The 22,427-nt window shown below is 62.9% G+C and carries 20 protein-coding genes and 1 other RNA gene; 5 read left to right on the top strand and 16 right to left on the bottom strand.

What is annotated here, in order from left to right; genetic code table 11:
• Positions 1-4 precede the first annotated feature (4 nt).
• The 8 genes from NKH16_RS12395 to ffs all read right to left on the bottom strand — a co-directional run bounded on the left by NKH16_RS12395 (position 5) and on the right by ffs (position 8,583).
• Positions 5-1,072: an ABC transporter permease gene (locus tag NKH16_RS12395; RefSeq protein WP_352899618.1), complete on the bottom strand. Its 1,068-nt coding sequence runs from the start codon at positions 1,070-1,072 to the stop codon at positions 5-7.
• A 31-nt stretch (positions 1,073-1,103) separates the two neighbouring features.
• Positions 1,104-2,747: an ABC transporter substrate-binding protein gene (locus tag NKH16_RS12390; protein WP_352899615.1), complete on the bottom strand. Its 1,644-nt coding sequence runs from the start codon at positions 2,745-2,747 to the stop codon at positions 1,104-1,106.
• Positions 2,748-2,948: 201 nt separating this feature from the next.
• Positions 2,949-4,199, bottom strand: coding sequence for a lytic murein transglycosylase (locus tag NKH16_RS12385; RefSeq protein ID WP_352899612.1), 1,251 nt, complete (start codon positions 4,197-4,199; stop codon positions 2,949-2,951).
• Between the two features lie 28 nt (positions 4,200-4,227).
• Positions 4,228-4,833 (bottom strand): recombination mediator RecR, encoded by a 606-nt coding sequence (gene recR / locus NKH16_RS12380; protein ID WP_352448580.1) that lies wholly within the window; start codon positions 4,831-4,833, stop codon positions 4,228-4,230.
• Between the two features lie 122 nt (positions 4,834-4,955).
• Positions 4,956-5,894, bottom strand: a complete 939-nt coding sequence (locus NKH16_RS12375) for a cell wall hydrolase (RefSeq protein WP_352899609.1) — start codon at positions 5,892-5,894, stop codon at positions 4,956-4,958.
• Between the two features lie 287 nt (positions 5,895-6,181).
• The gene (locus NKH16_RS12370; RefSeq protein ID WP_352470044.1) at positions 6,182-6,505 is read right to left on the bottom strand and encodes a YbaB/EbfC family nucleoid-associated protein; all 324 of its coding nucleotides are present in this window, start codon (positions 6,503-6,505) and stop codon (positions 6,182-6,184) included.
• A gap of 32 nt (positions 6,506-6,537) precedes the next feature.
• On the bottom strand, positions 6,538-8,382 hold the full coding sequence (locus NKH16_RS12365) for a DNA polymerase III subunit gamma/tau (protein ID WP_352899606.1): 1,845 nt from the start codon (positions 8,380-8,382) through the stop codon (positions 6,538-6,540).
• A 104-nt stretch (positions 8,383-8,486) separates the two neighbouring features.
• Positions 8,487-8,583, bottom strand: an RNA gene (gene ffs, locus NKH16_RS12360) — signal recognition particle sRNA small type.
• A 359-nt stretch (positions 8,584-8,942) separates the two neighbouring features.
• Between ffs and NKH16_RS12355 the strand changes: the two genes are divergently transcribed.
• The 3 genes from NKH16_RS12355 to NKH16_RS12345 are packed head-to-tail and all read left to right on the top strand — an operon-like array spanning position 8,943 to position 10,670.
• Positions 8,943-9,362, top strand: coding sequence for an HIT family protein (locus NKH16_RS12355; RefSeq protein ID WP_023676868.1), 420 nt, complete (start codon positions 8,943-8,945; stop codon positions 9,360-9,362).
• A gap of 38 nt (positions 9,363-9,400) precedes the next feature.
• Positions 9,401-10,342: an NAD(+) diphosphatase gene (gene nudC, locus NKH16_RS12350; RefSeq protein ID WP_352899603.1), complete on the top strand. Its 942-nt coding sequence runs from the start codon at positions 9,401-9,403 to the stop codon at positions 10,340-10,342.
• Between the two features lie 25 nt (positions 10,343-10,367).
• Positions 10,368-10,670, top strand: a complete 303-nt coding sequence (locus NKH16_RS12345) for a Dabb family protein (protein WP_352448575.1) — start codon at positions 10,368-10,370, stop codon at positions 10,668-10,670.
• Positions 10,671-10,695: 25 nt separating this feature from the next.
• Here NKH16_RS12345 and NKH16_RS12340 read toward each other — a convergent pair whose 3' ends face one another.
• From NKH16_RS12340 to NKH16_RS12310, 7 genes are all read right to left on the bottom strand, one after another.
• A complete protein-coding gene (locus NKH16_RS12340) occupies positions 10,696-11,637 on the bottom strand; it encodes a 2-hydroxyacid dehydrogenase (protein WP_352448574.1) in 942 nt (313 codons plus the stop codon).
• A 95-nt stretch (positions 11,638-11,732) separates the two neighbouring features.
• Positions 11,733-13,364, bottom strand: a complete 1,632-nt coding sequence (locus tag NKH16_RS12335) for an ABC transporter ATP-binding protein (RefSeq protein ID WP_352899599.1) — start codon at positions 13,362-13,364, stop codon at positions 11,733-11,735.
• Positions 13,361-14,500 (bottom strand): ABC transporter permease, encoded by a 1,140-nt coding sequence (locus tag NKH16_RS12330; protein WP_352899596.1) that lies wholly within the window; start codon positions 14,498-14,500, stop codon positions 13,361-13,363. The genes NKH16_RS12335 and NKH16_RS12330 overlap by 4 nt, the downstream gene beginning before the upstream one ends.
• Positions 14,500-15,594, bottom strand: a complete 1,095-nt coding sequence (locus NKH16_RS12325; protein WP_352570300.1) for a microcin C ABC transporter permease YejB — start codon at positions 15,592-15,594, stop codon at positions 14,500-14,502. The genes NKH16_RS12330 and NKH16_RS12325 overlap by 1 nt, the downstream gene beginning before the upstream one ends.
• Positions 15,595-15,624: 30 nt before the next feature.
• Positions 15,625-17,493, bottom strand: coding sequence for an extracellular solute-binding protein (locus NKH16_RS12320; protein WP_352899594.1), 1,869 nt, complete (start codon positions 17,491-17,493; stop codon positions 15,625-15,627).
• Positions 17,493-19,376, bottom strand: coding sequence for an extracellular solute-binding protein (locus NKH16_RS12315; protein ID WP_352899592.1), 1,884 nt, complete (start codon positions 19,374-19,376; stop codon positions 17,493-17,495). Before NKH16_RS12315 ends, NKH16_RS12320 begins: the two co-directional genes overlap by 1 nt.
• 173 nt (positions 19,377-19,549) lie before the next feature.
• Complete coding sequence (locus tag NKH16_RS12310; RefSeq protein WP_352899589.1) at positions 19,550-20,203, bottom strand: c-type cytochrome; 654 nt, start codon at positions 20,201-20,203, stop codon at positions 19,550-19,552.
• 193 nt (positions 20,204-20,396) lie between these two features.
• Between NKH16_RS12310 and NKH16_RS12305 the strand changes: the two genes are divergently transcribed.
• Both NKH16_RS12305 and NKH16_RS12300 read left to right on the top strand, forming a co-directional pair.
• Positions 20,397-21,125 carry a 3-deoxy-manno-octulosonate cytidylyltransferase gene (locus NKH16_RS12305; protein WP_352899586.1) on the top strand — a complete coding sequence of 243 codons (729 nt, stop codon included), beginning with the start codon at positions 20,397-20,399 and terminating at the stop codon, positions 21,123-21,125.
• A 33-nt stretch (positions 21,126-21,158) separates the two neighbouring features.
• Entirely contained in the window at positions 21,159-22,022 is an 864-nt protein-coding gene (locus NKH16_RS12300) for a prephenate dehydratase (RefSeq protein ID WP_023676855.1), read from the top strand.
• Between the two features lie 7 nt (positions 22,023-22,029).
• Here the strand turns inward: NKH16_RS12300 and NKH16_RS12295 are convergent, their stop codons facing one another.
• Positions 22,030-22,386 (bottom strand): hypothetical protein, encoded by a 357-nt coding sequence (locus NKH16_RS12295; protein WP_352899584.1) that lies wholly within the window; start codon positions 22,384-22,386, stop codon positions 22,030-22,032.
• Positions 22,387-22,427: the final 41 nt, after the last annotated feature.

The raw sequence follows: 22,427 nt of genomic DNA, 5'->3' as shown, positions 1-22,427 counted from the left end.
GTCCTCATCCTGCCTTGGTCCTTGGATCGAGCAGCCGGTAGAGCAGGTCGGAGAATAGATTGATGGCGATGAAGACCGAGCCGATGATGATCGTGCCGCCAAGCACGGCATTCATGTCCGCGTTCTGCAGCGAGTTGGTGATGTAGAGGCCGATGCCCGGCCACGAAAACACTGTCTCGGTCAGCACCGAGCCTTCGAGCAGCCCGGCATAGGACAGAGCGATCACCGTGACCATCGGCACCGCGGCGTTGCGCAGCGCGTGACCCCAGATGATGCGCGTTTCCGACAGGCCCTTGGCGCGCGCTGCGACGATGTATTCCTGGGTGAGTTCGTTCAGCATGAACGAGCGCGTCATGCGGCTGATGTAGGCGAGCGAGAAATAGCCGAGTAGCGAGGCCGGCAGGATGATGTGGCGGAAGGCATCGGCAAATACGTCCCACTGCCGCTGCCAGAGCGCATCCAGCAGGTAAAAGCCGGTAATCGGCGTGAAGGTGTATTCGTAGACGACGTCGAGCCGGCCGGGAAAGGCGACCCATTGCAGCTTGGCGTAGAACAGCACCAGCGCCAGCAGCCCCAGCCAGAAGATCGGCACGGAATAGCCGACAAGGCCGATGATGCGCACGATCTGGTCGATGACGCTGCCGCGCCGCACGGCGGCCAGCACGCCAAGCGGCACGCCGATCACCGAACCGATCAATGTTCCCAATGTCGCCAGTTCGAGCGTCGCCGGAAAGGCGCGGCGGATATCGGTCATCACCGGATTGGTGGTCAGCACCGAGGTGCCGAAATCACCGTTCAGGGCATGTTTGACATAGATGTAGAACTGCTCGACCAGCGGCAAATCGAGGCCCATCTCACGGCGCGTGCGTTCGACGACGTTGGCCGGCGCCCGGTCGCCGAGCACCGCCAGCACCGGGTCGATCGGGATCACGCGGCCGATGAAGAAGGTCACCGCGAGCAGACCGAGATAGGTCGTTATCGCGATGACCAGGAACCGGGCGATAGATGAGGCCACGGCAACGGCGCGGGCGCCGCCGCGCCCTGCCGTCACCTCGGTTTCAGCGACACTCATACGGCGCGTCCGCCGGCGTCACTCCCCGGCATCACTCTTTCGAGACGGGGCCGACGAAGTTGGTGTCAAAGCTCGGGCCGAGCGCAAAACCCTTGAGGTTCTTGCGCAGGCCGGCCACTTCCAGCTGCTGGTGAATGATGACGAAGGGGCTGGTATCGAGGATCTTCTTCTCGAGATCCTGGTACATTGCGGCGCGCTTGGCCGCGTCCTTTTCGAGCAGGGCGGCTTCGGTCTGCTTGGTCAAGTCCGGGATGTCCCAGGCGTTGCGCCAGGCCAGCGTCTTGGTCTTGCCTTCATCCGAATTGTCGGGGTTGCTGGCGAAGGTCTGGGCGTTGGAGTTCGGATCGAAATAATCCTGGCCCCACTGGCCGATATAGATGTCGTGGTTGCGGGCGCGGTATTTGGTCAGCGTCTGCTTGCCGTCGCCGGGGATGATCTCCAGCTTGATGCCGGCCTGTCCCAGCGTCTGCTGGATCGATTCCGCCATGCCCGTCGTCGGCTGGCCGGTACGCACGTCCATGGTGACGCTGAAGCCGTCGGCGAGGCCGGCCTTGGCGAGCAGTTCCTTGGCCTTGGCGACGTCGAGCTTAAACGGATTCTCGTCCAGCTCGCCGAGCACGCCCTTGGGCAGGAAGGTCTGATGGATCTCGCCGATGCCCTTGAGGATGGTCGAGCTCAAGGCGTCGTAGTCGACGAGATATTTGAAAGCCTGGCGAACCTCGGGCTTGGCGAGGTTCGGGTTCTTCTGGTTGAGGCTGATGTAATAGACCGTGCCCTTCGGCGCGCTGGTGGTGGTGAGGTCGGCATTCTTGGCGATCGCATCGAGGTCGTTCGGTTCGAGATTGCGGGCAACGTCGATGTCGCCGGCTTCCAGCGCAAGGCGCTGGCCCGAACTTTCCTTCATGTTGCGATAGATGACGCGGGCAAGCTTGGCTTTTTCGCCGTAGTAATTGTCGTTGCGCTCAAGGACGACGGCTTCGTTGGCGCGCCATTCGCGCAGCTTGAAGGCACCGGAGCCGGCATAGCCGGTCTTCAGCCAGGCATTGCCGAAATCATTGTCCCATTTGTAGTCGGCGCTCGGCGTGACCGCCGCGACATGCTCCTTGACCAGCTTGGCGTCGACGACCGAGGCGACCGTCGCCGACAGGCAGTTCAGCACGAAGCTCGGCGCATAGGCCTTGTCGACGGTGAACTGGAACGTCGTGTCATCAACGGCCTTGGCCTTCTCGGTGACGTTGCCGCCATCGATACCGAACTGGCCGATAATAAAGGCCGGGCTCTTGTCGAGCTTGATGGCGCGCTCGAACGAATAGGCGACGTCCGCCGCCGTGATCGGATTGCCGGATGCGAATTTGAGGCCAGGCTTGAGCTTGAACGTGTAGGTCAGGCCGTCGTCGGAGACGCTCCAGCTTTCGGCGAGATCGCCTTTGACCTTGGATGTGTCGCTGAGGTCGAGGCGTACCAGAAGATCATAGGTGTTGCCGGTGACCTCGGCGGTCGACAATTCGAATGCTTCGCCCGGATCCATGGTGATGATGTCGTCGATGGCGAAACCCTCGACCAGCGTGTCGGCGGGCGTGACCGCGAAGGCAGGCGCACCGGCCAGAAGCAGCGCGGACATGGCCGCGCCCGCGAGCAAGAAGCGGGAGCGTAGAGCAAACTTTTCCATCATCATTTTAACTGTTCCCTGTTTTTGTTGACCTGAGTTCCCGGCTCAGGATTGTGGCATTTCTTGCCGCGTCGAACGGTGATCCCCGGACCGTTGTCTTGGCGATTTTTTGTGCGGTTCCGGTTCACCATATCCGGCGGTTTCGAGCGCGGCAACGAGCATTTGCAGAACGGTCGATTGGGCCAGACCGGCGGTGCGAAAATCCGGCTATTTCAGCGCGGTAACCAGGTCGGCGTCGGGAAAGCAGGTAGCGGAACGGCCGTTGCTGGCCTGCCATTTGCCGATCGAGCGGCGCGTCTTGAAGCCAGGCAGGCCGTCGGCGCTGCCGACATCGTAGCCCTTAGCTTCCAGCGCCCGCTGCAGGGCGGCGATGTCGGAGCGGTAGAGCCCGCCGACCGCGCCCCAATTGCCCGAGAAATTGCTGTCGCCATGGGCGATGCGATCGGCGCCGTGGCCGATGAACAGGGCATAGAGATCGCTGGTGTTATACTGCTTCAGCACATAGAAATTGGGGGTGACGATGAAGGCCGGGCCGCTACGCCCGGCCGGCATCAAAAGAAAGCCCTCGGCTTTCAGTTCGCTCGCCGGGAACGGTTTACCCGACACACGCCTGATGCCCATATCAGCCCATTGGGAAATCTTCTTGCCCTGGTCCGGACCTTCGAGCGAGCACGAGACGCTGTCCGGCACAGTCACCTCGAAGCCCCAGCCGCGGCCCCTGACCCAGCCATAATGGACGAGATAATTGGCGATCGATGCCAGTATATCGGGCGTCGAATTCCAGATGTCGGTGCGGCCGTCGCCGTCGAAATCGACGGCATGCTTGAGGAACGATGTCGGCATGAACTGCGGCTGGCCAAGCGCGCCTGCCCAAGACGATTTCATCGCGCCGACCGGGGCAAGCCCGCGCTCGACGATCTCGAGCGCAGCCAAGAGCTCGGTGCGGAAGAATTCCTTCTTGGTCGACATGAACGCCTTGGTGCCCAGCACCTCGAAGGCGTCATAAGGCATCTTCGCCGCGCCGAAGCCGCTCTCGCGGCCCCAGATCGCCAGCAGCACTTCGCCAGGCACGCCGTAGCGTTTCTCGATCGCGGCAAGAGTCCTAGCGTTGGTCGCCTCGCGGGTGCGGCCGCCGGCGGTCACGGCACGGACTATCTTTTCAGCGAAATAGGCGCCCGGCGAACCGAACTCGGCCTGATGCTGCTTCCGCGGCGTCGTCGCCTTCTCGCCCGGCTTCACCAGGTCGGGCAGCTTCAGGTTCGGCTTGACGCCTTCGAAGGCGGCATCGAAGGTTTTCCTGGAGATGCCTTTGGCATTGGCTTCGGGCCAGAGGTCGTTGCCAAGCCAGGCGTGGAACTGGTCGTCGATTTTTGCCGCCGAGGCGGGGGTGGCGAGGAGGAAGGCAAAGAGGACTGCAAGAAAGATCGCCAATCCACAAAGCCGACGGAACGCAATCATCTCGGAAGCACTCTCCCCGCAACTCGCCTCAAAACACCGTCCGCGAGCGCAGTGCGGCGGCCAGCGTGCCTTCGTCGAGATAATCGAGTTCGCCGCCGACCGGAACACCGTGCGCCAGGCGCGTCACCTTGATGTCGAAGCCGGAAAGCTGGTCGGTGAGGTAGTGCGCGGTGGTCTGGCCCTCGACCGTGGCGTTGACGGCGAGGATCACTTCCTTGACTTCGCCGCCGGCGACGCGATCGACCAGCGAACGGATGTTTAGCTCATCAGGACCAATGCCGTCGAGCGGCGACAGCGTACCGCCGAGCACATGGTAGCGCACGTTCATGGCTGTCGCCCGCTCCAGCGCCCAAAGGTCGGCCACGTCCTCGACGACGATGAGCGTAGTGGGGTCGCGGCGGGGGTCGGTGCAGATCATGCATGGATCCGAGGTATCGACATTGCCGCAGGTCGAGCAGATGCGCACCTTGTCGACCGCCTCGCCCATGGCGGCGGCGAGCGGCGCCAGCAATTGTTCCTTCTTCTTGATGAGGTGGAGCGCGGCGCGGCGTGCCGAACGCGGACCGAGCCCCGGCACCTTGGCCAGCAGCTGGATCAGGCGTTCGATCTCGGGACCGGCGATTCGCTTCGACATCGCACCGGTTTAGGATTTTTCCGCACGCTTTGGAACAGTTGAGCGGCCAGGGGCTCCGCTCTTCCCTTCTCCCCTTGTTGTGGGAGAAGGGAAGGCCGACGTCGCGGCCAGTGCTGCCGTCCTCAGTTTTCTTCCAGTGGCCGGGTCTGGCCGGCGATCATCGCGCCGATGGCGTCGGTGTTCTCGGGCGTCGCCTCGAACGACATTGTCGGCTCTGCCGGCGCGGCCTGGAAGGAGGTGACAGGCCGCTCGCTCACGGTTCCGCCAAAACGGGCCGCATCCGGCTCCTGCATTGGTTCCTGCAGCGCAACAAGCATCGGCTTCTCCGCCGTCGCCTTCTCCGGGGTCGCCATTCCGGCGGTCACCCTTGTCTGCTTTGCCGGCAGCGATGCAGCGGCGGTCACATAGGTTGCCTTGGCGAATGTCGGCTTGACCTCGCGAGCCGGCTCCGCCGAGGCGACAAGTATGGCCTGAGCGGCAGGTGCTTGCGGCTTGGCCTGGGCCATGGCGACCACCGGTTCGTCCGGCAGCGGCTGCCAGTTGCGGCCGCGCTTTTCATAGAAGGCATTGCCGCCGGCGACCATGGTGTAGTGCATGTTCTTGTAGGGGAAGCGCAGGCCGGCGGTGTGGAAGAACATGGTGTTCTTCAGCTTGGCTTTGCGCTCGCCCTTGAGCACCGCCTCGGCGGCTTCCTCGACGTCGGGCATCGCCTTCGAATTCATCGGCCGTGTCATGACGCCCGGCGCGAACTGCCCGCGCTCGCCGACGACCTGGCAGATGGTGTTGCCGTGATTGCCGGACCGCAGCCGGTTCATCACCACCGTGCCGACCGCAATCATGCCGTCACGGCTCGACCGGTTGGACTCGAAGAACATTGCCCGCTCCAGGCACTCCTTTTCCTTCGGCGTGGAATTGTAGGAGCGCGAGCTCAGGAAACTCGGCGTAATAGCATCGGTCAGGTTGGATATGCCGTGCGAGGCGGTCTGACTGCAAGCGGCCAAAAACAGCGGCGAGATAACGACGCCGAGCCGCAACGGCGTCTTCCATCGGGTAGAGATCAACAGGTGTCCCCTCAATTCTGCTGCCAGCCCGCCCCTGGTTGCGGCAAGAATGAGACACTTTCAGGCAAAAAGATGGCTAAAGCGTTATTAAGTGTGGGAGTTGCCCAATAGACACAGCTGGCGGTACAGCGAGCACTGGGCCGCTGCACTCTTCGGCCACTGTAACGGCATACGATTGACTAGCGCGTCGCGTTCGACCGGCCTCATGCGACGCGCTTTAGGTTCTTGTTTTGATGCATGTCGTTATCGCAAAACCGCTGCACACTTTTGCGCGACATGCACTAGCCTTAGAACGGCAGTTTCATTCCCGGCGGGATCGGTAGGCCCGCGGTCAGCGCCCTGGTCTTCTCCTGCATGATCTGCTCGACCTTGGTCCTGGCGTCGTTGTGGGCAGCGAGAAGCAGGTCCTCGAGAATCTCGACCTCGTCTTCCTTGAACAGCGCCGGGTCGATCTTCAGCGACTTCATCTCGAATTTGCCGGTCAGCGTCACGCTGACCAGGCCGCCGCCGGCCTGCCCGGTGGCTTCCAGCGTGGCGATCTCATCCTGCATGGCCTGGAACTTGGCCTGCATTTCCTTTGCCTTGCCCATCATGCCGAGAAGGTCTTTCATCGCACGGTCCTTTGCAGCTGGTGCTGGTTGTTTCAGGTTTCGTCGTCGTCGGCCGGCGGCTCGACCGGCACTTCGGCCTCGGCCGCATCGGCTTCCGACGCGTCGGGAATGCGCACGTCGATGATCTTGGCACCGGGAAAGCGCGCCAGGATGGCGGCGACCGTCGGGTCGCTCTTGGCATCGAGGAAGGCGTTTTCGCGCTTTGTCGATTCCATCTCGGCCAAGGTCTGGCCGCCCTCGTCCTTCGACAGCGACACCAGCCAGTTGCGGCCCGTCCAGGCGCGCAGCTTGGCGGTCAAATCATTGAGCAACATCTTCGGCGCATCGTCGGTCAGGCTGACGTCGATACGACCGGGCTCGATGCGCACCAGGCGCACGCAACGCTTCACCAACACCTTGAAGGCCATGTCGCGCTGGGCGTCGGCAAAGGCGACAATGTCGGCCAGCGATTTTACCGGCACCGGCGGCGCCTCGACCGCCGGCTCCGGCGGAGCAACGAAACTAGTCGGCACCGGCTCGGCCTCGACTAGGCGCATCGTCTCGACCAGGCGCATCGTCTGGGCGCCGCCATTCGCCGTCGGCATCCGCGCCTGCGCCACGGCGCCGGCACCACCGCTTGCAGGCGCATGGTTTGCGGGGCCGGGGCTTGCCGGCGTGCCATTCACGCGTGGCGCAGCGCCCGGCAGGGTACCGCCGTTCTCCAGCGATTTCAGCGCCTCGTCCAGCGTCGGCAGGTCGGCGGCATGGGCCAGCCGGATCAGCACCATCTCGGCGGCGCTGACCGGGCGGTTGGAGGTCTGCACCTCGGGAATACCTTTCAAAAGCATCTGCCACGTCCGCGACAGCACCTTGACCGACAGCGTGCTGGCGAAATCGGCGCCGCGCCGGCGCTCGTCCTCGGACAGCGAGGCGTCGTCGATGGCAGCCGGCACGAAACGCAGACGGGTGACCAGATGGTTGAACTCGGCAAAGTCGGTCAGCACCGCGGCAGGATCGGCGCCGGTATCGTACTGGGCACGGAATTCGGCAAGTGCGGCGGCGACGTCGCCCTTCATGACATGTTCGAACAGGTCGACGATGCGGGCACGGTCGGCAAGGCCGAGCATAGCACGCACCGCTTCGGCGCTGACCGCGCCGCCGCCATGGGCGATCGCCTGGTCGAGGATCGACTGCGCATCGCGCATCGAGCCTTCGGCCGCGCGCGCGATCATCGCCAGCGCATCGTCTTCGACTTCGATGCCCTCCAGACCGGCTATCCTGGCAAGGTCGGCCTTGATCATTGCCGCATCGATGCGCCTGAGGTCGAAGCGCTGGCAGCGCGACAGGACGGTGATCGGCACCTTGCGGATTTCGGTGGTGGCGAAGATGAACTTGACGTGCGGCGGCGGCTCTTCCAGCGTCTTCAGCAGGCCGTTGAAGGCCTGGTTGGAAAGCATGTGCACTTCGTCGATGATGTAGACCTTGTAGCGCGCCGCCACCGGGGCGTAGCGCACGCGCTCGATGATGTCCCTGATGTCGTCGATGCCGGTATGCGAGGCGGCGTCCATCTCGATGACGTCGACATGCCGGCCTTCCATGATCGCCTGGCAATGCTCGCCGAGCACGGCAAGGTCGACGGACGGCTGGTCGACGGTCGATGTTTTGTAGTTCAGGGCCCGCGCGAGTATGCGCGCGGTCGTCGTCTTGCCGACGCCACGCACGCCGGTCAGCATCCAGGCCTGGGCGATGCGGCCGGTGGCAAAGGCATTGGTCAACGTGCGGACCATCGGCTCCTGGCCGATCAGTTCGGAGAAATTCGACGGTCGGTATTTGCGCGCCAGCACGCGGTAGGCGGCAGGCTTGTCCAATTTCCCGGCCTCGTTTCCGGCTTCGCTCATTCGCCCGTTAAGCTCCAAGGGCTGCCACTGGAGGCGGCCGATTCCTGCGCATAGTTTCGCCCGCACGGCTTGGCGCCGTCAATGTCGGGGCAAAAGGCGAAGAGGCGGGAGGCTGGAACAATGACCCGTTCCGGGCTCGTTAGGGCTGCTTCCTTCCGGACCTGACCCGGTTGGCGAGTGGACCGTCCACCACCAACCTCCCAGCCTCCATATCGGCAATCCGGCGATGAAATGCAAGTGCGGATGATAGGGGCCTTGAGCGACGGCGAAAGCTGAAACCAAAAACCCGCCTCGGCGGGCGGGTCGTTGGTGCGAATAATCACCATACCGAGATTAATAGCATAGCTGCGGGCACAAAGCAAGAACAACATGTGGCCGCGATCAAAATCGTTGACCTCGGCGGGGCAGCGCCAAGCTGATGCAATTTGCCCGGGCCCTCACTTCTTCGCGCACAATCAGCGCCGCGACGGCCGATGTTGCTTGCTGCCCCTTGCGGCCCTCCGGAAGCCGCTCTAGCGTCGATGGAGTTCAAAAAACGTCAAAAAGTGAGGGAAACGCCGATGCTGCCGGGCCTCAAGGCCGGATTCACGCTTGACGCCCAGCTGGAAGCCGACAGCGAACAGCTGATGTGGCTCGGCCTGTGCGAATTGCGCGTCATGAACGACCGCCGCTGGCCATGGCTGCTGCTGGTGCCCCAGCGGCCGGGCATCGAGGAAATCCACGACATGACGCCGCTGGACCAGGCGATGCTGACCTTCGAGACCAACATGGTGGCGCTGGCGCTGAAGCGGGTGACCGGCTGCACCAAGATCAACACCGGCGCACTCGGCAACATCGTGCGCCAGCTGCATGTACACGTCATTGCGCGCTCGGAAGGCGATCCCGGCTGGCCCGGCCCGGTGTGGGGGCACGGCCTGCGCGAGCCCTATCAGCGCTCCGACCTTCGCAAGTTTGCGGAAAAGATCAAGGCAGCGCTATAAGCCTCTCCCGTGTCCACCTTGAACCTTCCCGAGTCTGCATGAGCTTTCGCCTGTTTGACGCGCCCTTGCGCGAGCCGAGCCAGTTCGTCGGCTTCGCCGGCAACATTATCGACCGGCAGTCCGAAAACCGCGCCGACGATTCCGTCGAAAAGGCACTCGCCGATCCCTCGGCGCGGCTTTTGCTGATGCGTGGCGGCCGGCTCTATCTGAAGCTTGCGCAAGGCGCATTCGACCCCTGGTTCGGCGTGGCCGAATGCCGGCCGCTCGAAGCATCGCTCGAAAACGGCGTCCTGCTCGGTTTTTCCGAAAGCGGCCCGGTGCTGGCGGTGCCGGCCGGGGTCGAGCCCGAGCAGCTTCCCGAGACGATCAAGGCGATCGACTATCGCTCGGTCTATATGCAGGGGCTGATCGACGAAGCGGCGGCCGGCGCGCTGGCGCAAGGGGCGGCGCTGCTCGCCTGGCATGCCAGCCATCGCTTCTGCAGCAAATGCGGCACCGAAGCCGAGATGCGGGCGGGCGGTTACAAGCGGCATTGCCCGGCCTGCGGTACGGAGCACTTTCCGCGCACCGACCCGGTGGCGATCATGCTGACGGCAACACGCGAAAAATGCCTGCTCGGCCGCGGCCGGCATTTCGGGCCCGGCATGTATTCGGCGCTCGCCGGTTTCATCGAGCCGGGCGAGACGATCGAGGCGGCGGTGCGCCGCGAAACGCAGGAGGAAGCCGGCATCCGGCTCGGCCGCGTCGTCTACCACGCCAGCCAGCCCTGGCCGTTTCCCTATTCGCTGATGATCGGCTGCTTCGGCGAACCGCTCAACGACGATATCCAGCCCGACCTCAACGAGCTGGAAGATTGCCGCTGGTTCTTTCACGACGAGGTGCTCTCGATGCTGGCCCGCGAGCATCCGGGCGGCCTGGTGACGCCGCCGAAAGGGGCGATCGCCTATAACCTGATCCGCGCCTGGGCTGACAGCGCGTGACACGAAGACATCGCAGGAGCAAAAAATGATCCGTCATACCGTCGCGTTCACGCTGAAACACCCGCCGCATTCGCTCGAGGAAAAACGGTTCCTCGCCGACGCCAAGAGGATTCTCACGGCGATAAAGGGCGTCACGCATTTCGAGCAGTTGCGGCAGGTCAGTCCCAAGAACGACTACCGCTTCGGCTTCTCGATGGAGTTCGCCGATCAGCGGGCCTATTCCGGCTACAACGACCATCCCGACCACGTCGCCTTCGTCCGCGACCGCTGGATCCCGGAAGTCGAGGCGTTTATGGAGATCGACTACGTGCCGCTCGGCTGGGGCTGAGACTGGAAAGCGGCGCTCTAACAAATCAATACCCGGCGTCGCGATCCACCACATTTTCCAGCGCTTCGCCGCGCTCGAAAGCATCCATCTGACGCAGCATGATCGGCGCCAGGTGGACCGGATCGGAGGTTGCCGCCGCGTGCGGCGTCACGAACACTTTGGGGTGGCTCCATAGCGGGCTGGTCTTCGGCAGCGGCTCGACCTCGAACACGTCGAGGCTGGCTTCCTTCAGCGTGCCGTCGTCCAGCGCGCGCAAAATGTCGGCGTCCTTCTGCAGCCTGCCGCGCCCGGCATTGATCAGCACTGAGCCGCCGAGGCCGTTGCGCTTCCGCAGCTCCTTCAGCACGCCGTGGTTGATGATACCGTGCGTCTCTGGCGTCAGCGGCAGCAGCACCACCAGGATATCGGTGGCGTTGAGGAACGGGATCAGGCCGGCCTCGCCCGCGTAAGTCGAGACACCTTGCATCGGCCGATCGCTGCGCGACCAGCCATTGACGGGAAAGCCGAGCGACAACAGCACCGATGCCGCCGCGCGGCCAAGCGTGCCGAGCCCCATAATGCCGACCGAGATGTCGCTGGCCGGCCGCTGCTGCGGTTCATGCCAGATCTTCTTCTGCTGCTGGGCGCGGTAGAGCATGCCTTGGCGATGGTGGTCGAGCACCCGCCAGACGACGTATTCGGTCATGTACTGGGTCAGGTTGTCGGCCACCACCTTGACGACCGGTACGTCGGGCAAGGTGGGATCGGCGAAGATGTGGTCGACGCCGGCGCCGATCGAGAAGATGGCGCGCAGATTGGGCAGCGACGACAACAGGTTCGGCCGCTGTTTCCACACCACAGCATAGGTAATCGAGGGATCGCCGGCGCCATTCGGCTCGAGCACCACCTCGCGCTCCGCCGACAGCAGTTCGCGCCAGCGCAGCGGATGAATACCGGTGAGGGCAAGCAGGATGCGGCCTTTTTCCATTGCGGATTGTTTTTCCCTTTTTACCAACAGCGTTCGAGTCCCGACGCGCAAGGCGCGGCAGCGTTTTGATTTTGTGCATGATCTCTGGCGAAAATCTACTCGCTGACGATGCCGACCGGCGCCGTTTCGATCTTGAAGGCGGCCGAGATCAACGCCTTTGTATAGTCGGTCCGCGGGCTGCCGAAAATCTGTTCGGAAGGACCGGCCTCGACGATCCTGCCGTTGCGCATGACGATGACTTCGTTGGCGAGCGCGCGGATGACCCTCAGATCGTGGCTGATGAAGAGGTAGGCGAGGTCGTGCTTGGCCTGCAGGCTGCGCAAGAGGTCGACGACCTGCGCCTGCACGCTCATGTCGAGCGCCGAGGTCGGCTCGTCCAGCATGACGAAACGCGGGTTGAGCACCATGGCGCGCGCGATGGCGACGCGCTGGCGCTGGCCGCCGGAGAATTCGTGCGGATAGCGGTTGCGCGTCGCCGGATCGAGGCCGACTTCCCCGAGCACGTCGACGACTCTGCTGTCGCGCTCATCGGGCGACAGCTTCGGCTCATGGATCTTCAACCCTTCCTCGATGATCTCGGCGACCGACATGCGCGGACTGAGCGAACCGAACGGATCCTGGAAGACGATCTGCAACGCGCGCCGCAACGGCCGCATTTCGTTGAAGGACAGCTGATCGATGCCGCGTCCGTTGAACTGGATGGTCCCGGTCGACGAGATCATCCTGGCCAGCGCCAGGCCGAGCGTCGTCTTGCCTGAGCCGGATTCGCCGACGACGCCGAGCGTCTGGCCGGCCCGCACGGTGACGTCGATGCCGTCGACCGCCTTCACATTGTCGACGGTGCGCCGGAAGAAGCCCTTCTTGATCGGAAACCAGACCTTGACGTCCTTGCCGACCATCACCGGCTTGGCGGCCTGGTTGGCCGCCGGCGGCTTGCCTTTCGGCTCGGCGGCAAGCAGATGCCGCGTGTAGGCGTGCTGCGGATTGGCGAATATCTCCTTGGTCGGGCCGGTCTCGACGATCTTGCCCTTGGTCATCACGCAGACCCGGTCGGCGATCTTCCTGACGATGCCGAGATCGTGGGTGATGAACAGCATCGACATGTTCTTGCGGCTTTTCAGGCCGGCGAGTAGCTCGAGGATCTGCGCCTGGACGGTGACGTCGAGCGCCGTCGTCGGCTCGTCGGCGATCAAAAGTTCAGGCTCGTTGGCCAGCGACATGGCGATCATGACGCGCTGGCGCTGGCCGCCGGAAAGCTGGTGCGGATAGGCGTCGAGCCGCTTCTCCGGCTCGCGGATGCCGACCTCGCGCAGAAGTTCCAGCGTGCGCGCCTTGGCTTTGCGATCCCCCAGGCCCTGATGCAGCTTCAATACCTCGACGATCTGCTGCTCTATCGTATGCAGCGGGTTGAGCGAGGTCATCGGCTCCTGGAAGATCATGGTGATCTTGTTGCCGCGCACGCGGCGCAGGTCTCTCTCGTCGGCGGCAAGCAGGTCGGCGCCGAGGAACAGTATCTTTCCCGACGGGTGGCTGGCGGTCGGATAGGGCAGCAGCTTCAGAACCGACAGCGCGGTGACCGACTTGCCGGAGCCGGATTCGCCGACCAGCGCCACCGTCTCGCCCCTGGCGAGGTCGAAGGAAATATGGTCGACGGCGATCGACTGGTTGCCGCCTTGCGTGAAAGCGACGCTGAGATCCTGGACCGAAAGCAGCGGGGTGTCGCTCATCTGAACGTCTTGCGCGGATCGAAGGCGTCGCGCGTGGCCTCGCCGACGAAGACCAGCAGCGACAGCATCAGCGAGATGACGACGAAGCCGGAAATGCCGAGCCATGGCGCGTTGAGATTGCGCTGTGCCTGCTTCAGCAACTCACCCAGCGACGCGGCGCCGGGCGGCAGACCGAAGCCGAGATAGTCGAGCGAGGTCAGCGTCGAAATCGAGCCACTGAGCAGGAAGGGCAAGAAGGTCAGCGTCGCCACCATGGCGTTGGGCAGCAGATGCCGGAACATGATGGTGACATTGGATACGCCGAGCGCGCGCGCCGCATTGACATATTCGAAGTTACGGGCGCGCAGGAACTCGGCCCGCACCACGCCGACCAGTGCCACCCAGGAGAACAGCAGCATCAATCCGAGCAGGATGAAGAAGCCAGGCGGCAGGATGGCGGCGACGATCAAGAGCAGGTACAGCACCGGGATCGCCGACCAGATCTCGATGAAACGCTGGAACAGGAGGTCGGTCCAGCCGCCGAAATAGCCCTGCAGAGCGCCGGCCGCCACGCCGATCAGCGCCGAGCCGGCGGTCAGGATCAGGCCGAACAGCACCGAGATCCTGAAGCCGTAGATGACGCGCGCCAGCACGTCGCGGGCCTGGTCGTCGGTGCCCAGCCAATTCCAGTTGCCGACGTTGCAATTGGGGTCTGCCTCGCCTTTCGGATACTGGTTGCAGCGCGTCTTCTTGTCGTAGAGCCAGGACGGCTTGGTCGGTGCTGCTTCGGGAATAGCGTTGTTGACGGTCTGGTAGGAGTAGCGCACCGGCGGCCAGATCATCCAGCCATTGGCATTGATCTCGTCCTGGATCACCGGATCGCGATAGTCGGTGACGGCATAGAAGCCACCGAACTTCTCCTCGGGATAGGCGACCAGGACCGGAAACAGGATCTCGCCCTTGTAGGAGGCGATGATCGGCTTGTCGTTGGCGATCAATTCGGAAACCAGCGATAGCACAAACAGGAACAGGAATATCCACAACGACCAGTAGCCGCGCCGGTTGGACTTGAAGTTCTGCAGGCGCCGCTGGTTGAGCGGCGACAGAAAGGGCCGCGCGATCCGTGCCGGCGCCGTTTCGGCTGAGGCCTGCGCCATCAGACGTCTCTCCGCTCGAAATCGATGCGCGGGTCGACCCAGGTGTAGATCAGGTCGGACAAAAGCCCGACGAACAGGCCAAGCAGCGAGAAGATGAAGAGATTGGCGAACACCACCGGATAGTCGCGCTGCACCACCGAGTTGAAGCCGAGCAGGCCGAGGCCGTCGAGCGAAAATATGTTCTCGATCAGCAGCGAGCCGGTGAAGAAGGCCGAGATGAAGGCGCCGGGAAAACCGGCGATGACGATCAGCATGGCGTTGCGGAAGACGTGGCCATAAAGCACCTGCCGCTCCGACAGGCCCTTGGCGCGGGCTGTGACCACATATTGCTTGCGGATTTCCTCGAGGAAGGAATTCTTGGTCAAAAGCGTCGTCGTGGCGAAGGCCGATAATACCAGCGCGGTCAGCGGCAAGGTCATATGCCAGAAATAGTCGACGATCCGCGCCGGCCACGACAGCTGGTCCCAATTGTCGGAGGTGATGCCGCGCAGCGGAAACCAGTCCCAGAACGAGCCGCCGGCAAACAGCACCATCAGCAAAATGCCGAACAGGAACCCAGGAATGGCGTAACCGACAATGACGACGCCGCTGGTCCAGACGTCGAAGGTGGAGCCGTCCTTGACCGCCTTGCGGATGCCGAGCGGGATCGAGATCAGGTAGGACAAAAGCGTGATCCACAGCCCGATCGAGATCGACACCGGCATCTTTTCCAGGATCAGGTCGAGCACCGAGATGTCGCGGAAATAGCTGTCGCCGAAATCGAAGCGGAGATAGTTCCACAGCATCATGCCGAAGCGCTCGAGCGGCGGCTTGTCGAAACCGAACTGCTTCTCCAGCTTCTTGATGAATTCCGGGTCGAGCCCTTGCGCGCCGCGGTATTTCGAGCCGACGTCGCCGGCGACGTCGAAATTGGCGCCGCCAGCATCACCGCCGCCGCCGCCGAGGCGATCGCTGCCGCCCTGGTTGGTCAGCCTGGCGATGACCTGCTCGACCGGCCCGCCCGGCGCGAACTGGATGACGGCGAACGACACCGCCATGATGCCGAACAGGGTCGGGATCATCAGCAGGATGCGGCGCAGTATATAGGCGCCCATCAGGTTCCCTGCCTCGCTTGTGCAAAAATCTCAGGCTTTGCCAATCTTTGCCGCCTTGTCTTTGTCGAACCACCACAGCGTCTCGACCGGAAAGTCGTAATCCGGCTTTTGAGCGGGAAAGCCGAACATATCCCAGAAGGCTGCCCGGTGATTCGCCAGATGATATGTTGGAATCCAGTCTAGCCGCGCGCGCAAGACCCGATCGAGCGCGTTGAGCGCTGTGACGAGTTCGATCCGGCTCTGCGCCTTGCCGGCTGCCTCGATCAGCGCGTCGATGGCTTTGCTTTCCGTGCCCGGATAGTTGCGCATCCCCGGCGTTTTCGCCATCCGGGAATTGTAGAGGATTTCCAGGCCGTCGGCAGTAGGCGTCGCCCCGATCAACCAATGTAGCATGTTGAAATCGAAATCGTAGTTGCTTTGCCGCGCTTCAAATTGCGTCGAATCGACCTGCCGGATCGAAGCGTCGATGCCAATCGCCTTCATATTCTCGGACCACGGCGCGAAAATGCGAACGAGACCCTCGTCCTCGGCCAGCATTTCCACCCGCAGTCGCTCGCCCTTCTCATTGACGACGAAATTGCCCGCTCGCTTCCAGCCGGCTTCGGCAAGCAGTCTCGAAGCTTCGCGCAGCACCTTACGGTCGTGACCGGAACCGTCCGAGACGGGTTGCACCACCGGTTCGCCGAAGGTTTCCGGCGGCAACTCGGCTCTAAACGGCTCAAGCAGTTTCAGTTCCTGAGGCGAGGGCAGGCCCTCGGCCTTGTAGTCCGATCGTTCGAAGTTCGATTGCGAGCGCTCGTAAGAGCCGAAAAACAGTACCCGCTTGGTCCATTCGAAATCGAAGCAATAGGCGATCGCCTGTCTCACGCGCACATCGCGGAATTGCGGCCGGCGCTGGTTCAGCGCGACAGCCTGCATGTCGGGCGATTTCTCGCCGGGAAATTCGCGTTTGACGACCCTGCCGTCCTTCAGGGCCGGAAAGTCGTAACCGGTCGCCCATACCCGCGCGGTGAATTCCTCGCGAAAATGCGTATCGCCTTTCTTGAACGCTTCAAAGGCCGCCTGGCGATCGAGATAGAAATCGATACGGATGCGGTCGAAATTATTAAGGCCGTGGTTCACGGCCAGATCGCGGCCCCAATAATCGGCGACGCGTTCATACTCGACAGTCTGCCCGGCCACCACCCGTCCCACCCTGTATGGTCCGGAGCTGAGCGGTGGGGTTAACGTCGAGGCGTCGAAATCATTGGCCGTGTAGAAGGCTTTGGACACGATCGGCATTACGACGATCGCGAGGATATTCTGCGCCGACTGTTGGCCGTTGAAGGTAAGGCTGACTGTAAGCGGATCGATTGCGACCGCATCCGTCATGTGCCGCAGCGCTTGGGAAAGGTTCGGATGTCCCCGATCTTTGTAGAGGTTCAAGGCGAAGGCAACGTCCTCGGCGGTCAGCGGCGAGCCGTCATGGAAACGCGCTTGTGGCCGCAGGCTGAAGCGGAAGCCGTTGCGGTCCTGCGACAAGGTAACGGATTCGGCAAGCAGGCCGTAGACCGCATCCGGCTCATCGACTGCCCTTGCCATCAGGGAATCGAAGCAGAGCTCGGTGCGCGGCGGCGAATCCCCTTTCAACACCAGCGAGTTCAGCGTGTTGAAAGTCAGGAAGCTCTGATTGAGGGTGGAGTTCGGCGGGGCGAAATTCATCCGGCCGCCCTTGGGAGCGTCCGGATTGACATAGTCGAAATGCGCGAAATCCGGAGGATATTTGAGATCGCCGAAGGCCGACAGGCCGTGCAGCTTCACGCCGGTCGGGATGGCGGCGAAAGCCCGGCCGGGCAGCAGCGCCGCGGCCGCGGCGGCACCGCCCAGGGCGAGGAAGTCGCGACGGGGCAGCGCCGTCATCAATTGCCACTCTTGTATTTGGCCGCCAGCGCCTTTTCCTTGACCGGATCAATCCACCAGGAATTCTGGTCGACGCCGCTATAGGCGGGCTGCTTCTCCGGCATGCCGAACTTGTTCCAGTAGGCCAGCCAGACCACGGCACGGTAATATTGCGGCACGACATAGTAGTTCCACAGCAGCACCCGGTCGAGCGCATGGGTGGCGGCAACCAGATCGTCGCGGTCGGTGGCAAAGATGACCCGGTCGACCAAGGCATCGACGACCGGATTCTTGATGCCGGCGTAATTGCGCGATCCCGGCGAATCGGCGGCCTTGGAACTCCAGAAATCGCGCTGTTCATTGCCAGGAGAGTCCGACTGCCCGAGTATCGAAGTGACCACGTCAAAGTCGAAGTGAGTGACTCGGTTGATATACTGGGTTTGGTCGATCAGGCGCAGCGTTGCGTCGACGCCGATCTTGCGCAGATTGGCGATGTAGGGGCTGGCGATGACCTGGTCGGTGTCGTTCCAGCCGAGGATTTCGAACTTGAATGGCTCGCCGGTCTTGGCGTTGACCATCTTGCCGCCTTTGATCACCCAGCCAGCCTTGGCGAACAGATCGACCGCGGTTTTCAGGTATTTGCGCTCCGCTTGGGCGGTGTCGTAGACCGGCAGCTTGAATTCCTGTGTGAAGACTTCAGGCGGCAGCTTGTCGCGGTACTGCTCGAGGATTTCCAGTTCCTTGCCTTGCGGCAGGCCGCTCGACGCCAGCTCAGTGCCCTGGAAATAGCTGCTGGTGCGGGTGTTGGATCCGAAGAACAGGGTCCGGTTCATCGTCTCGAAGTCGAACGGATACATCAACGCGGCGCGCACCAGGCGATCCCTAAACAGCGGGCGCCTGGTGTTGAGCATGAAGGCCTGCATCGGTTCGGGCGACGCGGTCTTGAATTCCTTCTTGATGACGTCGCCGGCCTGAACTGCCGGGAAGTCATAGGCCGTGTTCCAGCGCCTCGAACTGTTCTCCGGCTTGATGTCGTCCAGCCCGCCCTTGGTGAAGGCCTGCCAGGCGGCATTGTCGTCGAGAAAATAGGTGAAACGCTGCCTGTCGAAATTCTCACGGCCAACTTTCACCGGCAGCTTGGCCGCCCAGTAGTCCGGCACGCGCTGCCAGATGATTTCGGACCCCGGCTTGAAGCTGGCGATCTTGTAGGCGGCGGAGCCGAGCGGCGGCTCCTGCGTCGGCTTTGTGACGTCGCGCTTCTTGCCGTTGGCGTCGGTGCCCTCCCACCAGTGCTTGGGCAGCACGACGAGACCGCCGAGGATTTGAGGTAACTCCCGGTTGCCCTTCTGGTTGAAATGGAACTCCACCTCGCGGTCGGAGATCGCAACCGCGTCGGTGACGTTCTCGAAATAACGGCTGTACATCGGGCTGTTGGCCTTCAGCACCTGGAACGACCAGATCACATCGTCGGTCGTTATCGGCTGGCCGTCATGCCATTTCGCGCGCGGATCGAGCCTGTAGGTCGCCGAGGAATAGTCGGCCGGGTATTTGTAGGCATCGGCGATCAGCGGATGGTTGACGCTGCCCTCATCCGTCGCCTGCTCCATCAGCGTGTCGTAGAGCAGCCCGCCGCCGAACTGCGCGAAGCCGGCGGCCGGCGAACCCTGCACGATATAGGGGTTGAAGCTGTCGAACGTGCCGAGCACGACTGAGTTCACTGTGCCGCCCTTCGGCGCATCCGGATTGACGTAGTCGTAGTGCTGGAAATTGTCGCCGTATTTGGATTCGCCGATCAGCGACGAGGTCGTGCGCCATTCGTCCGCGAAGGCCGCCTGCAGGCCGCCGGCAAAAGCAGCCACAAACAGCACTGATTTCAGAAGCGCCCGCGCTCGGCCAACCGTCATGCGTTCTCCTCTTCGCGATATAGCGCCGTCACCATAGCGTCTGGGCCCAATCTAGATCATTTGGCGGCGCTGAAAACCGCAACCGAGCGGCTTTGTCGTCGCATATGCATTTTTCCTAACGAAAAAGCCGGGCTGAACCCGGCTTTTTCAAGGATTATGTCATTACGGTTTTGTTATTTTGCGGGTGCGGCCGGAGCGGCTGGCGCCGCGCCTTCTGCCGGCTTGGCAGGGGCCGCACCTTCGGCCGGCTTGGCGGGCTCATTTTCGGCCGAGGCGCCGGGCGCCGGCAGGGGCTTCGGATTGTCCGACAGCGTGCGCAGATAGGCGATGACGTTGGCGCGGTCCTCATCCTTCGGCAGGCCGGCGAAGCCCATCGCGGTGCCCTTCACGAACTTCTTCGGCGAGGTGATGAAGTGGTTGAGATTGTCGTAGGTCCACCTCTCGCTGCCGCCCTTGGAGAACTCCTTCATGCCGGCCGAATAGGCAAAGCCCTCATGCTCGGCGACCGGACGGTCGATGATGTCCCAGAGATCGGGGCCGACCTTGTTGGGGCCACCCTTTTCGCCGGAGTGGCAAGCCTGGCATTTCTTGAAGATGGCGGCGCCCGCTTCGGCGTTGGCAGTGGTCAGCAGCTCGGCAATCGGCTTCACGGCCGCGGCGGGAGCGGCCGGGCCGCCTTCGGCGGGCTCGGTCGCCTCGATGGCGAAGCCGGGCTTTTCCGGTGCCGGCGAGGCAAACAGCGCGTCGGACACGATGCCAACGGAAAAGACGATGAACACGGTGCCGAGGAGACCGGCGAGCAGCTTGTTGACTTCGTTGGCATCCATACGCCCCAGGCTCCCTTTTCCGGCGGACCGATCCGTCCACTCCGTCCGTCGGTATCGTGATCCACCCGGTGGAACCGGCCAAATCGCGCGGAAACTAGGTCTTTTGCTCCGGCGTTGCAACACCTATAAGGGCGCTGCCAGTGAGACCTTTTGCCACTTTGTCCTCCTCTTTTTCGAGCCCTTTGCCCGCCTCATGTCCACGCTCATCCTGATCCCGGCCCGCATGGCCTCGACCCGCCTGCCGGGCAAGCCGCTCGCCGACATTGCCGGCACTCCAATGATCGTCCACGTCGCCCGCCGCGCTGCCGAGGCCGGGCTCGGCCGGGTGGTCGTCGCCACCGATACGCAGAGCGTCGCCGATGCCGTGCGCGCGCATGATTTCGAGGCGGTGATGACGCGGGCGGACCACGAAACCGGCTCCGACCGCATCTTCGAAGCGCTGACCATTCTCGACCCTGGCAACAGCGTCGAGACCATCGTCAATGTGCAGGGCGATCTGCCGACCATCGACCCCCTTGTTATCGGCGCCGCGCTGAAGCCTTTCGAGAACGCAGCGGTCGATATCGCCACGCTCTGCGTCGAGATCGTCCGCGACGAGGAAAAGACCAATCCGAATGTCGTCAAGCTGGTCGGCTCGCCACTCTCGGCGACACGGCTCAGGGCGCTCTATTTCACCCGCGCCACCGCCCCCTGGGGCGAAGGCCCGCTCTACCATCATATCGGCCTCTATGCCTATCGCCGCGCCGCACTCGAACGCTTCGTTGCGCTGAGGCCGTCGCCGCTGGAGCGCCGCGAGCGGCTGGAGCAATTGCGGGCGCTGGAGGCCGGCATGCGCATCGATGCGGAGATCGTCCAGTCGGTGCCGCTTGGCGTCGATACGCCGGACGATCTCGAACGCGCCAGGGCGCTCCTTTCCAACTAAGAAATTCTTCCCCCAATTCCCGAGACTCCGCGCATGCCTGAAAAGACCAACAAAATATCCTTCCAGGGCGAGCCGGGCGCCAATTCCGACACCGCCTGCCGCAACATGTTCCCGTCGATGGAGCCGTTGCCGTGCCCGACCTTCGAGGACGCCTTCAACGCCGTCGAGACCGGCAAGGCCGATCTGGCCATGATCCCGATCGAGAACACCATTGCCGGCCGCGTCGCCGACATCCATCACCTCTTGCCGGAATCGAAGCTGCACATCATCGGCGAATACTTTCTGCCGATCCACTTCCAGCTGATGGTGCTGCGCGGCGTCAGGCGCGACGAGATCAGGACCGTGCACAGCCACATCCACGCGCTCGGCCAATGCCGCAAATACATCCGCAAGAACGGCTGGAAGGCGACGGTGGCCGGCGACACCGCGGGCGCCGCCAAGATGGTCGCCGCGATGAAGGACCGCACCATGGCCGCGCTGGCGCCGGCGCTGGCCTCGACGCTCTACGGGCTCGACATCATCGAAGAGAATGTCGAGGACACCGACAGCAACGTCACCCGCTTCGTCGTGCTGACCAAGAACAAGCAATGGGCCGAGCGCCCCTCGGCCGACGCCAGGATGATGACGACCTTCATCTTCCGCGTGCGCAACGTGCCGGCGGCGCTCTACAAGGCGATGGGCGGGTTTGCCACCAACGGCATCAACATGACCAAGCTGGAAAGCTACCAGCTCGGCGCGTTTACGGCGACGCTGTTCTACGCCGACATAGAGGGCCATCCCGACGATCCGCTGGTGAAGCTGGCACTCGACGAGTTGCGCTTTTTCTCGCGCGAAATGCGCATCCTCGGCGTCTATCCCGCCAGCGCCTCGCGCGAGCAGTGGAAGGTGGCGGATTAGGATCCGGTCAGGTCAGGCCGAGCTTGTTCTGCTTGGCCGGCTTGCCGCATTCGCGCCGGCTGATCGACCGGTTCATGGCGTCGATCTTGCCGCTTGCCTGGTCGGCGTCGCGCTTGGCTTTCGAGCGCATATCCGGCGTGAACGGGCCAAAGCCCGTCGCCGGGTTGGAGAAGGACGGCTTGGCGTCCACCGGCAGATGATATTGCTGCGCCAGGCCGTTTCGTTGCGCCAGCAATTGATCGCAAGGCACCTTGTCATACTGCAGCGAGGACTGGACGTTTTCGTCCTGCCGTTCGGACATCGAATTGCCGACACAGCCGGCCATCGCCAGGCAAGATGCCAAGACAATCATGTTCCAGCGCATGAACGTGCTCCTTGTCTTTCGCAGCTGCGGCTTCTCATGCG

The sequence above is a fragment of the Mesorhizobium sp. M1307 genome (assembly GCF_040318155.1).
In the GTDB taxonomy this organism is placed as follows: Bacteria; Pseudomonadota; Alphaproteobacteria; order Rhizobiales; family Rhizobiaceae; genus Mesorhizobium.
Note: the sequence above shows the minus strand (reverse complement) of the source record. Positions and strands in the feature narration are given on the sequence as shown.

What these genes read in the sequence shown, in the direction of transcription:
- NKH16_RS12365 (WP_352899606.1), bottom strand. Translation starts at nt 8,382, where the DNA reads ATGAGCGAAGCCGGAAACGAGGCCGGGAAATTGGACAAGCCTGCCGCC.
- NKH16_RS12345 (WP_352448575.1), top strand. Translation starts at nt 10,368, where the DNA reads ATGATCCGTCATACCGTCGCGTTCACGCTGAAACACCCGCCGCATTCG.
- NKH16_RS12385 (WP_352899612.1), bottom strand. Translation starts at nt 4,199, where the DNA reads ATGATTGCGTTCCGTCGGCTTTGTGGATTGGCGATCTTTCTTGCAGTC.
- NKH16_RS12335 (WP_352899599.1), bottom strand. Translation starts at nt 13,364, where the DNA reads ATGAGCGACACCCCGCTGCTTTCGGTCCAGGATCTCAGCGTCGCTTTC.
- NKH16_RS12300 (WP_023676855.1), top strand. Translation starts at nt 21,159, where the DNA reads ATGCCTGAAAAGACCAACAAAATATCCTTCCAGGGCGAGCCGGGCGCC.
- NKH16_RS12370 (WP_352470044.1), bottom strand. Translation starts at nt 6,505, where the DNA reads ATGAAAGACCTTCTCGGCATGATGGGCAAGGCAAAGGAAATGCAGGCC.
- NKH16_RS12330 (WP_352899596.1), bottom strand. Translation starts at nt 14,500, where the DNA reads ATGGCGCAGGCCTCAGCCGAAACGGCGCCGGCACGGATCGCGCGGCCC.
- NKH16_RS12390 (WP_352899615.1), bottom strand. Translation starts at nt 2,747, where the DNA reads ATGATGATGGAAAAGTTTGCTCTACGCTCCCGCTTCTTGCTCGCGGGC.
- NKH16_RS12325 (WP_352570300.1), bottom strand. Translation starts at nt 15,594, where the DNA reads ATGGGCGCCTATATACTGCGCCGCATCCTGCTGATGATCCCGACCCTG.
- NKH16_RS12320 (WP_352899594.1), bottom strand. Translation starts at nt 17,493, where the DNA reads ATGACGGCGCTGCCCCGTCGCGACTTCCTCGCCCTGGGCGGTGCCGCC.
- NKH16_RS12295 (WP_352899584.1), bottom strand. Translation starts at nt 22,386, where the DNA reads ATGCGCTGGAACATGATTGTCTTGGCATCTTGCCTGGCGATGGCCGGC.
- NKH16_RS12395 (WP_352899618.1), bottom strand. Translation starts at nt 1,072, where the DNA reads ATGAGTGTCGCTGAAACCGAGGTGACGGCAGGGCGCGGCGGCGCCCGC.
- NKH16_RS12310 (WP_352899589.1), bottom strand. Translation starts at nt 20,203, where the DNA reads ATGGATGCCAACGAAGTCAACAAGCTGCTCGCCGGTCTCCTCGGCACC.
- NKH16_RS12305 (WP_352899586.1), top strand. Translation starts at nt 20,397, where the DNA reads ATGTCCACGCTCATCCTGATCCCGGCCCGCATGGCCTCGACCCGCCTG.
- nudC (WP_352899603.1), top strand. Translation starts at nt 9,401, where the DNA reads ATGAGCTTTCGCCTGTTTGACGCGCCCTTGCGCGAGCCGAGCCAGTTC.
- NKH16_RS12340 (WP_352448574.1), bottom strand. Translation starts at nt 11,637, where the DNA reads ATGGAAAAAGGCCGCATCCTGCTTGCCCTCACCGGTATTCATCCGCTG.
- NKH16_RS12355 (WP_023676868.1), top strand. Translation starts at nt 8,943, where the DNA reads ATGCTGCCGGGCCTCAAGGCCGGATTCACGCTTGACGCCCAGCTGGAA.
- NKH16_RS12315 (WP_352899592.1), bottom strand. Translation starts at nt 19,376, where the DNA reads ATGACGGTTGGCCGAGCGCGGGCGCTTCTGAAATCAGTGCTGTTTGTG.
- recR (WP_352448580.1), bottom strand. Translation starts at nt 4,833, where the DNA reads ATGTCGAAGCGAATCGCCGGTCCCGAGATCGAACGCCTGATCCAGCTG.